The sequence below is a fragment of the Pedobacter sp. MC2016-14 genome, assembly GCF_020991475.1.
GTDB lineage: Bacteria > Bacteroidota > Bacteroidia > Sphingobacteriales > Sphingobacteriaceae > Pedobacter.
On sequence record NZ_JAJMPA010000003.1, the window covers coordinates 402,590 to 417,713 of the forward strand.

Annotated in this window: 10 protein-coding genes; all 10 read right to left on the reverse strand. The window is 44.0% G+C overall.

Annotated elements, in window-relative coordinates:
• Entirely contained in the window at nucleotides 1–3,204 is a 3,204-nt protein-coding gene (locus LPB86_RS17155; protein ID WP_230646196.1) for a TonB-dependent receptor, read from the reverse strand.
• A 32-nt stretch (nucleotides 3,205–3,236) separates the two neighbouring features.
• The gene (locus tag LPB86_RS17160) at nucleotides 3,237–4,631 is read right to left on the reverse strand and encodes a RagB/SusD family nutrient uptake outer membrane protein (RefSeq protein ID WP_230646198.1); all 1,395 of its coding nucleotides are present in this window, start codon (nucleotides 4,629–4,631) and stop codon (nucleotides 3,237–3,239) included.
• 9 nt (nucleotides 4,632–4,640) lie between these two features.
• A complete protein-coding gene (locus LPB86_RS17165) occupies nucleotides 4,641–7,688 on the reverse strand; it encodes a TonB-dependent receptor (protein ID WP_230646200.1) in 3,048 nt (1,015 codons plus the stop codon).
• A gap of 120 nt (nucleotides 7,689–7,808) precedes the next feature.
• Nucleotides 7,809–8,561 carry an SDR family NAD(P)-dependent oxidoreductase gene (locus tag LPB86_RS17170; protein ID WP_230646202.1) on the reverse strand — a complete coding sequence of 251 codons (753 nt, stop codon included), beginning with the start codon at nucleotides 8,559–8,561 and terminating at the stop codon, nucleotides 7,809–7,811.
• A 14-nt stretch (nucleotides 8,562–8,575) separates the two neighbouring features.
• A complete protein-coding gene (locus LPB86_RS17175) occupies nucleotides 8,576–9,859 on the reverse strand; it encodes an MFS transporter (RefSeq protein WP_230646204.1) in 1,284 nt (427 codons plus the stop codon).
• 27 nt (nucleotides 9,860–9,886) lie between these two features.
• On the reverse strand, nucleotides 9,887–10,762 hold the full coding sequence (locus LPB86_RS17180; RefSeq protein ID WP_230646206.1) for an alpha/beta hydrolase: 876 nt from the start codon (nucleotides 10,760–10,762) through the stop codon (nucleotides 9,887–9,889).
• A 31-nt stretch (nucleotides 10,763–10,793) separates the two neighbouring features.
• Nucleotides 10,794–11,135 carry a cupin domain-containing protein gene (locus tag LPB86_RS17185; RefSeq protein WP_230646208.1) on the reverse strand — a complete coding sequence of 114 codons (342 nt, stop codon included), beginning with the start codon at nucleotides 11,133–11,135 and terminating at the stop codon, nucleotides 10,794–10,796.
• Between the two features lie 6 nt (nucleotides 11,136–11,141).
• On the reverse strand, nucleotides 11,142–13,274 hold the full coding sequence (locus LPB86_RS17190; protein ID WP_230646211.1) for a heparinase II/III family protein: 2,133 nt from the start codon (nucleotides 13,272–13,274) through the stop codon (nucleotides 11,142–11,144).
• 60 nt (nucleotides 13,275–13,334) lie between these two features.
• Nucleotides 13,335–14,072, reverse strand: coding sequence for a FadR/GntR family transcriptional regulator (locus tag LPB86_RS17195; protein ID WP_230646213.1), 738 nt, complete (start codon nucleotides 14,070–14,072; stop codon nucleotides 13,335–13,337).
• 109 nt (nucleotides 14,073–14,181) lie between these two features.
• Entirely contained in the window at nucleotides 14,182–14,817 is a 636-nt protein-coding gene (locus LPB86_RS17200; protein WP_230646215.1) for a DUF6266 family protein, read from the reverse strand.
• Between the last annotated feature and the right edge of the window lie 307 nt (nucleotides 14,818–15,124).

Genomic DNA, 15,124 nt, shown 5'->3' on the forward strand with positions numbered 1-15,124 from the left:
CTAGAAATTTACATCCAGTCCGAAGGTGTAGGTACGCGCAATTGGGAAGGCGCCACGTTGATAGCCCGCAATTAAAGGAGAAGCATAGGCAGAACTTGTGGTCCTGGCTTCGGGGTTAATACCACGGTAGCTGCTGCCCATTAAGTACAGCAGGTTATCTACAGAACTGTACAGCCTGATGCCGCTAACACCTAATTTTTTACTGATTTTGGAGGCAAAAGTATAACCCAAAATCACATTCCTTAAAGCCGCATAAGAAGCATCCTCAAGTACATAATCGGTCAGCAGCCAGTTTTCACCATTGGTATAATAAGGCGTTTTGCCATCACCAGGATTGGCGGCACTGATCCAGCGGTTGGCGATAAAGTTTTCGTTGTACTTGCGCGATTCATTGTAATTGGCATCACCGTTAATTAAACTGCCGCCCTGAACGCCCTGAATGAGCACACTGAGGTCAAAGCCTTTGTATTTAAAGGTATTGGTTACGCCCCAGGTAAAATCTGGAAAAGGAGAACCCAGCACGGTACGGTCATCAATGTCTATTTTGTTGTCGCCATTTACATCCACATACTTTAAACCACCTGCAGCAAAGTATTTAGAAAGGGTAGAAGTTTGTCCCGTTGCTTTAGCCGCATCAATTTCTGCCTGCGAAGTCCAGATGCCATCGGTTTTATAACCAAAAAACTGGATGGCACGGTCGCCCACAATGTTGGCATAAATCTCGTTTCTTTCCCCATATTTATATTGCACAGGTTCGCCGCCCAAAGCCACTAATTTATTACGGGTAGCAGACACATTTAAATTGGTGCTCCAGCTAAAATCTTTTGTTTTAAGGTTGTTCATCGTCAGTTCTACCTCTGCACCCTGGTTCCTCAGTTTGCCGGCATTTCTGAAATACTCATTAGAGCCGCTAAAAGATTGGGTATTGGCCTGGTACAGCAACTGATCGGTAATGGAATTGTAGTATTCCAGTGTTAGGGCAAAGCGGTCTTTCAGGAAGCTGACATCCAAACCGGTATTAAATTCAAAGGTACGCTCCCAGGAAATGTCCGGGTTGGCCAGTACATTGCTGTTCGGCGATAAACCAAGGCCAACTGTTCCGGTACCAGAGCCAAAAGAATAATTACTTGGGTACAGGAGGTTGACATAAGAAAATGCAGGGATGTTGTTGTTACCCGTAACCCCATAACTGGCCCTCAGCTTCATGCTGCTGATCCAGTCGGCGCTTTTCATAAAGTTTTCATTGGAAATGGCCCAGCCGCCGGAAATAGCAGGGAAGTAACCCCATTTTTTACCCGGTCCAAAATTGGAACTTCCATCTGCACGGAAGCTGGCACTCAGCAGGTATTTGCCCTTGTAATCGTAATTGACCCTGCCCAGGTAGGAAAGTAAGCCTTTAGGATATTCCAGCGTATTGGTTAGAGCCTGATCAATCTGACCGGCCTGGTTTAAGGTTTTAAAATCTTCTGTAGGGAAGTTACGGCCTACAATGTTGCTTTCCTTCGTTTTGGTCTGCTGTGCCGTATAACCTACCAAACCCGTAAAATTATGGTTGCCAGCTTTTAGGCTATAGTTTAAAGTGTTTTCCCAAAGCAGGTCCAGGTACAGTTTATTGTAAATTACGGCCTGGTTTACATCGCCATCTTTACGGGCGCCGGATTTGGTGAAGGTGGTATTTTCCTGACTGGAGTAATAGCCGCCAACAGAGGTTTTAAAAATCAGGTTCTTGGCTACCGTAACGCTCAAATCTCCACCACCCAGTACGCGATAAGTTTGCTGCGTAATGTTTTCCCTGGCTGCGATGGAAAGCGGGGTATTGTTACTGGTAGAAAAAGGCTCAACCGTACCGTTGCTGCTCCACAGACTGCCATCGGGCATGAAACCGGAATAGGTTAAACCGTTAAAATGGCGCGCCTGGATAAAATCACCGGGTGCAATATTTGCCCATTGCGCGTTCTGGTGTACGAATGCAGAAGTAAAGGCATCGTGATACACGGGCAGGAAGGAAGCAAACCTGAAATAATCTGTAAAGTTGGAAGCTGGTCGGATAGTTTTGATGTAAGATGGGTTGATGTTGAAACTGAAACGCACCCTTTTGCTCAGTTCGCCGTCTACCTTAGCTTTGACATTTAAACGGGTATTTTCGTTGAATTTTAACACCGCTTTGTCTTTTTGGCCATTGGCCGATAAATAATAGCGGATGTCTTTTTTACCACCACTGATGCCAAACTGGATGTTAGAGATGGCACCGTTTTGTAAAGCTTCCTGCTGCCAGTCGGTAGCGTAACCTGCAATTTGGTTTTCTATGACATAAGCTGCACGCTCTGCCGGGGTAATGAGGTTAATTTGACTGCTGGCTACAGTGGGGTCGGTCTGCCTTAAAGCCGCTTCCTGAAACAGCAAATTGGTGTATTCGCCCACACTTAAAATGGGGTTAACGGAATACGGGTTTTTAAAACCGTAATAACTTTTAAAGGTATACCTTGGTTTGTCAGATACCCCGCCTTTGGTGGTGATTAAAATGACCCCATTGGCAGCACGGGAACCGTAAATGGCACCCGAAGCGGCATCTTTCAAGACCTCAATGGATTCTACATCCTGAGGATTCACAAAGGAAAGTCCGTCTGGAACGGGATAACCATCTACCACCACCAAGGGCTGTGAGTCTGCACTGATGGAGTTGAAACCACGCACCCGAACGGTAGGCGCGGCACCAACCTCAGAACTTACGTTTTGGATGGTAACCCCGGCGATTTTCCCGATCAGGGCATTGTCTAACCTTGAAGTGGGCATTTCGTCCAGGTTGGTATTTTTCAGTTTACTTACTGAACCGGTTACGGATGATCTTTTTTGGGTACCATAACCAATCACGACCACATCTTCCAGGTTGTTTTTGAGTTCCTGAAGGGTAACGGTAATGGTTTCGTTTTTGGTTACGGGGTGCCCGTATAACTGGTAGCCCAGGTAATTGATCAACAGGATTTTTCCCGTTTCAACGCTAATGGAGAATTCTCCTTTTTCGTTGGTCATGGTGCCTTGTTTACCGTCCTTTACTTTAACGGAAGCTCCGGACAGGGCTTCCCCGTCCGGAGTTTTTACCGTTCCCTGGATTTTAACTTTAGTTTGCGCTAAAGTTTTGTTTCCAAAAAGGAGCGAGGTCAATAGCACAAGCACCATACATTGTAAATAATATTTTAGGTTCATGCTGGTTTAATTTGGTTAGCTGATGGTTGGTATTATTTGTAATCTGGGTTTTGGACCAGGTTGCCTTTACTTAAATCTATTTCGGTTTGCGGAATAGGAAAGATTAAACGGTAAGCCGGTACAGTTAGGGTTGGATTGCCGGTAGCGGTTAAATAGGCATTCAGGATGGCAATGGTGCTTGCCTGGTCCATTCGTACCAAATCATACCAGCGTTGGTTTTCAAATCCAAATTCCAGTTTACGTTCTTTAAAGATTAAATCCCTGGCATTGGCTTTAGTGCCCAGGCCAACTAAGTTATACAAGCTGGCGCCCGCACGACCGCGCACCTCGTTGATAGGCGTCAGTACATCTAAAGTTGGTGCAGCAGCAAGCTCATTGTTCACTTCGGCCGCCATCAGCAATACATCAGAAAAACGGATGACAGGAAAATCGTTTCCGGCATCCCTTACTGGTGCCGTAGCATCTAAAAATTTAGTCGCCAGGCCATTGGTAGCATTATAGGTGCTGGCTTTCCTGACATCGGTACTTTCAAAAAGCGCCATGTATTGTGCAGAAGCTTTTACGTTCCTTGCATCGCCATTGTTGGAGTATTCGTAAGAAAAAGAGTTTCCTTCGCCATTAGAACTCGCTTTGTAGCGAACAGCAAACAGGATTTCTTTGCTCATTTCTGATGCGGTGCTGAATATAGCCGCATAACTTGGGTTTAAAGTATAAGTGCTGCCTTTAAAGTTGGTACCAACCAAGGGGTCCAGTTGCAATTTGGCATTAGGATAATCTTTGGTAGTGAGGTAAACTTTGGCCAGTAAAGCTTGCGAAGCACCTTTGGTGGCACGGGCGATTTGTGCCGTTGGCCATGAAGGAGGACAAGTAGCCACAGAAGTCAGCAAATCTGTTTTAATCTGGCTGTAAATGGTGGAGGTGCTGATGCGTTTGAATTTCTCAAAATCATCAAAATTGATGGAAGCAGTAATCAAAGGCACATCGCCATACAAACGGATCAGGTTGAAATACATTAAAGAGCGGATGAACTTAACCTCACCTTCAAAGTATTGCTTTTTAACCGGGTCTGTTACGTTGTTGATGTATTTAAGCACCAGGTTACAACGCGCTATGGTATTGTAGGAACGCTGCCAGAAATCGGCCAGGAAGAAATTGGAAGGGGCATCCCTGAAAAACTTAATGGCACCCCAATCGCCCTCCAGGGATACACCCGAAGTATTGTCGGCCCTGATCTCGGTTAGTTTAAATTCGATGTCGTACACCTTTTGCAAGCCGTCATAACAGGCAATCACACCAGTTTCTACCTCATCTGTAGTGCGGTAGTAATTCTGCTCAATGAGGTTGGATACTGGTTTTTCATCTAAAAACTTTTTACAGCTGCTTAGGCTTACTATAAGACCCAAGGCAATTAATATTTTGGTTTTCATGGAGTTGTTTTAAAAGTTAGCGTTAAGACCAAAAGTGATGTTTCTTGTGATGGGCGCTGAACCACGCTGGTAGCCGTTTTTAAGCGGATCGTCAGTATACTCGTTTACGCCTTCAGGATTGTAACTTGAATAGCCTTTGGCAAACTTGTACCATAAGTTAGCTGCCGATACATATAACCTTAAATTACTGGCTTTGATGGCTTTCATGATGTTGCCCGGAAAGGTATAACCCAGGTTTACATTGCGAAGCGCTACAAATGACGCATCTTCAATAGAATAACGGCTTTCTGTTTTGTATTTGGTTTTGGCTTGCAATGCAGTTGGCAACAAGAGGTAAGCAGAAGTTCCGGTAGCAGAGAATTGTGTTTCGTAGTAGTTAGGGTCTGCATTGAATACGCTTGCCCCATGAGAACCTTGTACCACAAAGCTAAAATCGAAGTTTTTGTATTTTACATTATTGGTTAATCCCCAGGTAAATTTAGGGGTAGGCTGACCCAATACCACCCGGTCGGCTTCATTCACTACACCATCGTTGTTCATGTCGCGGGCAATGATCCTGTCGGAGTGAACATTGGTGGGCCAGAAATTCCCGCCCACCGAAATGTCACTATCATACTCATAACCGTAAAATTGTACCAATGGAGCACCTACCTGCGCCAGGAAATAGTTCAGTCTTTTAGGATCACCAATGCTGATGATGGAAGTACTGTTTCCAATATTTTTAACTGTGTTTTTATTCGTTGCACCATTTGCTGCCAGGCTCCATTTAACATCCTGGCTGTCGATGATTTTTGCACCCAGTTCAAATTCAATCCCTTGGTTTTGCACTTCGCCATTGTTTACATAAACACCGGAACTCCCTGTAATGGTGTTGATTGGCTGGAAGAAGAGTAAGTCTTTGGTTTTGGTTTTGTAAGCATCTACCGTTAAGGTAAATTTGTTTTTTAAGAAAGCCAGGTCTACACCGCCGTTGAAACTGAAACTGCGTTCCCATCCCAAATTAGGATTGTCGTAAAAGCTGGAATTAAAGCCCAGGCTGGTAGCATCGCCCAATATGGCACCTACTGTACTTACGTTAGCGAAGGCTTTGTAATTGCCGATGTTGTTGTTTCCTGTAGCACCATAACTGGCCCTCAGTTTTAAATCGTTTACTAAGGATTCTTTGTTGTAGAAATCTTCATTGCTTACGCGCCAGCCCACAGAGGCAGAAGGGAAATAACGCCAGCGGTTATCGGCACCGAAACGGGAGCTACCATCCCAGCGTGAACCGATGGAAAGTAAATATTTGTTGTCATAAGCATAATTGGCCCTGAACAATAGGGAAGCAAGCGTATTGCGCTCTTCTGTAGAACTCAGCGAGTTTGGTGTTCCTGCATTTAAAGTAGGAATATCGTCTGTTGCGAAATTGGTGGCTACGGCATTACTGGCAGAGATTTTTGTAGATTGAGAGGTGAAACCGGCCACCACATTTAAATCGTGTTTACCAAATGTTTTGGCATAGTTTAAAATGTTCTCGTTCAATAAATCGATGGTTTGGGTATTGGCTAAAGTAGCCCTGGTAGATGCTTGTGCTACGGCAGCGCTTTGCAAAAAGAGGTCACGCGTGGCCCATGATTTCTGGAAAAACTCTGTCCGCGAATTGTTGATGAATGCACCGGCAGATACTTTTAAAGAGAGGGCATCGGTAAAGTTATACTGCACATTGGCATTGGTAATGGTTTTGTAAGTAAAGGTGGTGTTTTTGATGCCGGCTAAGTTGGCGTAACCGTTGTTGTTGGCCGTAGCCGAGAGGTTGATGCCCGTGTAACGGGTATTGGTAGCCGGATCAAAGGCCCTTTGGTTGACCATAGCGCCAATTGGGTAACCTGTAGCCGCAGAAATTTCTGGAGTGGAATATAAGGGCAACCAGGTAGCGAAGGCACGCAGCACATCGTGTATTTTATAGTTAGGCGTATTTTGCACCGTGTAAGAAGGGGTGATGCTTAAGCCAATTTTCCATTTATCGCTTGGCGTAATGTCTATATTGGCTTGTCCGCCGTATCTTTTATAATCGTTGGTCAGGATGACACCCTTATCCAATAAGGCTTCTCCAGACACATAATATTTTACGTTTGGACTGCCGCCGCTCAGGTTAACTTGTGTGTTTTGAAAGGTTCCGGTTCTGAAGACCACGTCCTGAGGATCCATAGGTACATCAAACTTTTGTGCGGCAATAATTTCAGGAGATAAATTGCCGTTGTTTACAGATCTTACATGGTCTGCCCATTCAGACAGGGTAGGGAAGTCAAGGCGACGGTATACATCTTTAAAGCCGGTAGCATTGTTGAAACCGAAAACTGTTTTACCCTCTTTACCAGATTTGGTGGTGATGAGGATAACCCCATTGGCACCCCTAGATCCGTAGATGGCTGCCGATGCCGCATCTTTTAAGACCTCGATACTTTCTACGTTGTTCATATCTACCGAGGCTAAATCTGTAGGAACAGGGTAACCATCGATAACGATTAATGGGTTGGTACCTGCGGTAATAGAGGCTGCACCACGGATTTTAATTACGGGCGCCGCACCTGCGGTAGCATCTGTAGTTTGGATTTGCACACCGGCAAGTTTACCAGCTAAAGCCTGATCTGCCCTGGATACCGGGATTTGGTTGAGGTTATCGTTGGTGAGTTTGGCTACTGCACCAGTTACGGAAGATTTCTTTTGGGTACCGTAACCAATGACCACCACGGTTTCCATGGTATTTGGAAGTTCTTGTATGGTAATGGTAACAGACTCGGCTTTAGTTACGGTAAATGTTTGCGTAACATAACCAATGTAGCTGATTTCCAGAACCTGGCCAGTGCTTACATTTAAGCTGAATGCACCGTTGGTATCTGTAACTGCGCCTTGCTGGGCATTTTTAACTTTAACGGAAGCACCTGGTAAGCGAGCCCCGTCTGGTGTTTTAACCACACCTTGTACAGTTACTTTATTTTGTGCCTGTACCGGCTGCGTAAATAATGCACAGCTGAACAATACAAGCAGTAGGCCTGATAAGTAAACTTTTACGTTCATATCTTTAATATTTATATTTGGTTAGTGTTGTTTGCATGCTGCCCTCTGGCGCATTGCTTCTTTTTTTATGAAGTCAGGACATCATTTACTGTCCTGACTTTAAGGGTATAGGGTATTTGATTATGAAAAATTAAGTCCGCCGTTGATGTCGATGTTGTTTCCGGTAATGTAGCTGGCCTGATCTGAAGCCAGGTACACAATGAGGTCTGCCACTTCCTGTGCCTGACCTTCGCGTTTTAACAGGGTAGCATTGGCCACGTTTACCCGAACTTCTGGTTTACTAAAGGTATCGTGGAAGGTAGTAGCAATCATACCCGGTAATACAGCGTTTACACGAATGCCTTTTGGTCCCAGTTCTTTGGCAAGGGATCTGGTGTAAGTCATGACCGCACCTTTTGATGCTGCATAGGCACTGGCACCCGGACCACCGCCATCTCTACCCGCAAGGGAAGATAAATTGATGATGGAAGCGCCTGAGCTCATGTAAGGTATGACCGCTTTGGAAGCCAGGTATACGCTTTTCAGGTTCAGGTTCATCACCTGGTCCCAGAATTCTTCTTCCAGTTCCAGTGTGGTTTTGCGGGCAATCATACCGCCGGCAACATTGACCAGGATATGGATTTCTTCGCCAAAAGCGGCCCTGGTCTGATCGATCAGGCTGGTTACTTCGGCAGATTTAGTCACATCACCTTTAACAATGATGCCTTGACCACCAGCAGCTGTAATGATGGCCAGTGTTTCTTCTGCATTTTGCAGGTTGCCATGGTAATTGATGACAACTTTTGCTCCTTCTGCTGCCAATTGGCAGGATACTGCTCTTCCGATATCTCTTGATCCGCCAGTTACGATGGCTACTTTGTTTGTTAAACGCATACTAGTAATTAGATTTAATGAATTAATTTTTTTGAACTGATATATCTGATACAAAACCAGGTAATGGGCACCAGTACGGCAGCCAGTATAAAAAAGGAATTGTAGCTTGTTTTTGTAATGATGGGCACCGCCCAGGTGGTTAATAAAGTTCCGGCTACTGCAGCTGTACCACCCATACCCGCTACGGCACCTACGTTTTTGCCATGGAAGTAATCGCTTGGCAAGGTTTGAATGTTGCCGATTAAAAACTGGAAGCCAAATAACGTAGTACCAATTAAAGTCATGGCCAGGGTAGGTTGTTCTTTAAGACTGCCAAGGAAATAAACAATGGCCACCAGGGAAGCCAGCATGATGGCGCAGCCTAAGGTAATGGCTTTTTTACGTGCTTTTACTGCAGCTACACCTTGTTTGATTTGCCTGGATGAATAATAGCCACCTAGTAAACTGCCGATGGCGGCAAACAAATAGGGCAGCCAGGTAAAGGCACCGATTTGTTTGATATCAAACAGGAATTGCTCTTTTAAAAAGGTTGGCAGCCAGGTCACGAACAGCCACCAAACCGGGTCTATAAAAAACCTGCCGGTGATGATGCCCCAGGTATTCCTGAATTTTAGCAATTCGCGCCAGGTTAGTACTGGTGCTGTTTCCACTACTGTGGCTGTTTCTGGTTTTTTGTCCAGGATGTAATTCCGTTCTTCTTCGGTAAGCCAGTTGTGTTTATCGGGCGTGGCTTTGTTGATGAACAACCAGGGAATGATCCAGATTAGTCCAAGAAGCGCAATAAGCACAAAGGTCATTTTCCAACCGAAAGCGATGTATAAAAGCGCGATGATGGGCGCAGAGACCACAGAGCCCAGGGAAGCACCTGCACCAAAAATACCTTGGGCAATGGCCCGCTCTTTGGCCGGAAACCATTCTGCATTACTTTTGGTGGCACCAGGCCAGTTGCCAGCTTCGCTAAAGCCCAGTAAAAACCGGAAGATGTTGAAGGAAAACAAGCTGCGTGCGAAAGCATGGAGTGCAATGGAAATGCTCCAGCCAACGATGGAAATGGTCATCCCCAGTCTGGTACCCACCGCATCCATCAGTTTGCCGGTAAACGTTTGCCCTAAGGCATAGGCAATCATAAAGAAGGTTGTGATCAGTGCCAGCGCGCTTTTGTTGTCGACATCACTGATCCCGAAGTCCTTGTAAATATAAGGCCACATAATGTTAATGGCACTTCTGTCAATATAGTTGATCACTGTTGCCAGGGCAATCAGCGCGACTATGTACCATCTTAATCCTCTAACCTTCATGTATATCAGGAGTTATATCTATTGTAATTAAAGACCAAGGCTTTTCAGGAAATCCATAATTTTGGCGTTGACCATGCTATTGTCTTCTGGTGTGAATTTTCCATGCAAACCATCCTTTACCGTGATGAATTCATTTTTAACGCCCAGTTTATCCAGCTTTTCTTTTAAGGCTACGCTTTGCTCATAAGGTACTGTGGGATCTGCATCGCCATGTACAATGAAAATTGGCGGACTGCTCTTTTTAACCAGGTAAAAGGGAGATACAGATTTGGCAAATTCTGCGTCTTTAGCCTTTGAACCTAACCATGCTGTGGCAGATTTGCTGGTTTTGTGAACGCCATAAGCCCAATCCCATACGTCTGTAATGCCATATTTATCGATGATGGCGGCAACTTTAATGTTTTCTACACCCGGGCAATTGGTATCAAAGATGTGGTTGTTTTCTAACAAGCCACCCATCAGTGCCAGGTGACCACCGGCAGAGCCGCCCATGATGACAATTTTATTGAGGTCTACATTTAGTTTGCCGGCATTTTTAATGATATAAATGAGGGCGCAACGGGTATCTTCTACTGCTGCTGGTGCTGTTGCGGCGCCGGTTAAACGGTATTCGATGTTGGCTACCGCATAACCGCGTTTGAAAAAGCCACTGAAACCAGTTTGCGATTCTTTAGTGCCTTTGTTCCAGCCACCGCCATGAATGTTGATGACAATGGGCGTTGGTTTTCCGGCAGGGGGTAAGTACAAATCGAGTTTACCTTCCCAGTCGTTCACTTTAGTATAAACCACATCCAATTGTGCCGTAAAACCAGCGGGATATTTTACCGGTTTGATCTCTGTTTCCTGGGCCATTATAGAACTGCTGATGCATAGCAATCCAATTAACATGAATTTTAATTTCATATTTTACTGATTATTAGTTTTTTATCTTAAATTAACTTTTCAAGAAATCCTCGCGATGCGGAGTGAACACATCGATTAAAATTCCCGGTTCAATACATACACATCCGTGTATAATGTGGGGTGGCACATAATAGCCATCGCCCTTTTTGATGATTTTTTTGTCTTCTCCGATGGTCATTTCAAACACGCCGCTGTCTACATAGGTAACCTGGGTGTGGTGGTGCTCATGCAAAGTGCCTACAGCACCTGCTTCAAATTTTGCTTTAACGAGCATAATGCGCTCATCGTGGCCATAAATTTGTCTTTGTACACCGTTGCCCAGATCTTCCCAAGGGGTTTCTTCGTCTATTTGAAATAAGTTGCTTTGTATCATGAATGCTTAATTGAGTTGTACGCTTTTATTTTTGTCTTTGTAATTGATTGTATATTGATAGGTTTTGTCCTTCACTTTAAAGGATACAGCTACCTGTTGTTCATCTGCACTAATTATTTTAAGTCCGCTTACCTGGTTCGCGGCACCTACAACGGTTTCGTTAACAGGATTGGTACGGCCATGCACCTCGGTAATGGTAAAAAATAATTGGTTTTGTGCCTGTGGCTGCGAAAGGATAAAGGCTTTGCTTTCTACCAGGTTGAGCTCCGGATCATTGGCACCTAAGGAAACCAGTTTAACTTTGATGTCCGCATCTGTAGTAAAATGCGTGGTGTAAAACCGTTTGTTGTTCAGCAGGGTAACATATCCTCCACTAGCAGCTACGTTTTCTTCTGCATTTAGCCAGAGGTGCTGGTAGCCATAATTGGTACCCAAAGCTTGCAGGTTATTTTTTACCGCATTGATTTTGAAGGAAGAAGCAACCAGCTGGCCTTTGTACCAGAAAGGAAGGTCGTACTGGTGGTTTTGTGCTGCATTTACCTGGAATAAATCGATCAGTAAGGGTTTATCCAGACCTTCGATATTGACCAGGGCAGATGTTCTGGTCATTTTTACACCCGGATAGGCATGATTTTCTGTTGCACTAGCGGCCTGAATGTCTTTGGTGTTTTTGAAAAACAACTGTTCTGGATGCTGTTCCTGGGCCAGTTCTGCATTGGCTTTGAAATTTGAAGTCTGATCTACCACAAGGGTATTGTGCGCTACCGTTTGTTTAGCCCATGTTTTGTTTTCCGGAAGGTAATCTCCTCCTTTTTTAGATTCGATATTCAGGAACCTCGCTGCACCATAGTCGGGGAAGATTTCGGTGTTGTTGTCGTAGTATAAAATATTCAGACGGTCAAAGTGTCCATGGCCCATGCCTTGCGACGCGGCTTTAAAAAGCAAACATTGCTGATCCTGGTTGTCGCCATACCTTAAGATCCCCAATCCGCCTTCGGTGCCGGAAGCGCCATCGCCAATCCATTGTGGTTGGTAGTTAAAGCTTTTCATTTTACCGGCAGCTAGATCTGCTGCGATTTTTAAGCCCGCATCAGAAACGATGACTTCGCCCTGGCGCTGTGCAATATCTAACAACTGCGGCTGCGCTTTAATGTCTGCATAGGCAATGTCTACACCATAGACCAGCTCTGCCGATTGATAAGTTTTATCTTTAATGGCATCATTGATCGGGAAAAATGTACCATCGGTATACGTAAGCTGCAAAGAGGTGTTGATGGCTTTGGAGAGCAACTGGTTGCGGTATTGGAAAATTTTAAGCGCTGGCTGATAGTTGTTGATGGCTTTGGCAAAGATGACGAAAGGCAACAAGGCATAACGCTGGTAGTAAGGTCCTTCGGTATAATATCCATCAGGCGAAAATAATTGGTCAACTTGTGCAAGGTAACCTGTTTTTCCATCCAGTTTGCTGCCTTTAATAGCCATGTTTACATATTCTGGTTTGTTCAATACATAACCGGTCATGCCTACAGCCGCAATGTCCCAGGTGCCATGGTTATGGATCAAATTAAACGTTGTGGCACAATCTACCGTAAAATATTTTAAAATGGGTAAAAAGAGGTGTGTTTCAATTTGTTTTCTATCTGCCGGGGCTATGCCATCAAAGGCCATGTCGTAACCCTGAATGGTATATACCTGCCATACAAAATCGTTTAGGCTTTGCCAGAACATTTTTCCTGCCTGGTGACCAGGTTTAGCTTTTGGATGTACTGGCCACTTTTCGTACTGAGCAGCATAACTCAGCAAAATTGTTTTTACGTAATCGGCATATTTCTGTTCTCCGCTGATTTGGTAGGCCACCCCGCAATTTAAGATATTGCTGTAGTTTTTTTTATGCTGTTCGTGGGTAAAGCCACCACCAGCATCTTTAGGAACGGGAACAAGGATAGGTTGCGATAAGGCATAATCTGCATTGCGCTTTACCTCTTCATATGATTTTTTAAGCAGGGGATAGGTAGCAATGCCTTTGCGCAATTCAGCAACATTCTTCTTCGTCATCATAATACCGGGATGATCCTGGGCTGATGCGGCAGAAAAAATAAGGCAAAAGATACCTGTTACCAACTTTTTTAAGTAGTTCATTTCTTTATCACTAGTGTATAATTTCCGCGGAGGGCTGCTCAGCGAAACAACTGATTTATCTTAATCTTTTTGAATAATTTTTTGTGCGGTATAACCTGCTTTACTAATCTGAAACATATCATTAAGGTGGGCTGCAATGGCATTTTCCGCCGCATCTATATCCTGATCTATAATAGCTTGCAAAATTTCACGGTGTTCGTTTTTAGCCTGTATGCCACGATTTTCACCGCATATCTTATTTTCTACAATGTTTTTGATCAAATCTGGAATAAGGATCAGGATCATCGATTCGATGACAGAGTTTTTGGAAGCGCTGGCAATTTTGATGTGAAAGATCATGTCTTCTTCCACAGCATCTACACCGCTGTCTATTTTATTCTCGTAATCTGTCATTGCTGCTCTTAAAGCTTCAATGTCCTGTTCGGTGCGTCTTTCTGCCGCAAGCCTTACTGCATCGAGCTCCAAATAGTAGCGCGCCTCAAGCATGGCGTTAAAATCGTCTTTGCTAAATTTGATGACATCGGTAATGATATTGTCCAGAACTTTAAGACTAAGTCCGGCAACATAGGTTCCGCTTTGGGGATTGGTTTTTAGTAAACCGTAAAATTCAAGTCTTAAAATCGCTTCTCTTACGTAACTTCTGCCTACACCAAATTTTTCGGCAAGCATCCTTTCCGCAGGAAGTCTGTCGCCGGGTTGTAGCTGACCTGATGTAATGAGTTGTTTAAGCTGCTTGATGATCTTGTCAACAGGTGACTCGACTTCGATAGACTTAATGGTTTCAATAAATGATTTCATACGCAATATTTGGTTTACCAATTAATTGGTAAACCAAATATATGGATAGTATTTATAATTCCAAATTTTATATCAGAAATTGTTTTGAACACTAATTTGAGATTTTGCGTTAAAAAATGATGCTGCCCAGGTAAGTGCTGTTGGCACATTCCATATTTTTAGCCGATCTAAAAGAGATATAACACTCCATAGGCATACCTTTCCAGCTGCTATGTACCTTAACACTTTCCCGCCCTGTGCTTCTTTTAGCGCCACAAAGCTCAAATATTGCATCTTTGAGTTCAGCATTCCACAACAGGAGCATAACGTGATCGGTATCTGTAGCGCTGCTGCTGATCTTATCCCAGGAGAAAATGAATTGATCTTCTACAACGCTGACCGATGGATTAATGGCAGGTAATAAATCTCCTTTTGTAACCAATACTTTACTATAATCAATGTATTGGTTGGGGTATTGTCCGGCAACGATGTTATGAATTGCATGTTTTTGTCCTTCGTTGTAAGCACTGGATACGGTACCATGAGCAACATGTGCAAAGCCCACATCGAGGATGTCCTGGATATCACTGGTAAATTTTCCGGTAATCGCCATTACAGTCCGGTGCGCTAGCTGTTTTAATGTAGGTGGTTTGGTGGTTTTTTCCTTTTCGCCGCGAACGTAATGCCTTCCTTTTAAGGTGTAATACTCGAGGTTGCCTGCTTTTCCACTTGGGTGGCTTCCGAGGCCATTTGGTAATTTTGCCATAATTTTAAATTTAAATTGTTTCTGTTACCCTCATTGATGCAAAACACTGTTTGACTGATGGGTAATCTCTCAAATATCTGGTAACTTGTTGGTATATAAAAAGGTAAGGGGTGCAAGAAGGTGCAAGATTACCCGAAATGACCACAAAAGATCTAAAATAATTAGCGGCCATTCCGGTGGAACTGGACATTTTAGCCTGGAGCAACTGGTAGCTTGTTGTAGTTTACGTTAGGGTAAAGTTGGATTATGGTTAGGGTATGCTTAGGGTATCAGGGGTAAAATCTAAACATTTACCAAGGAATCTCTA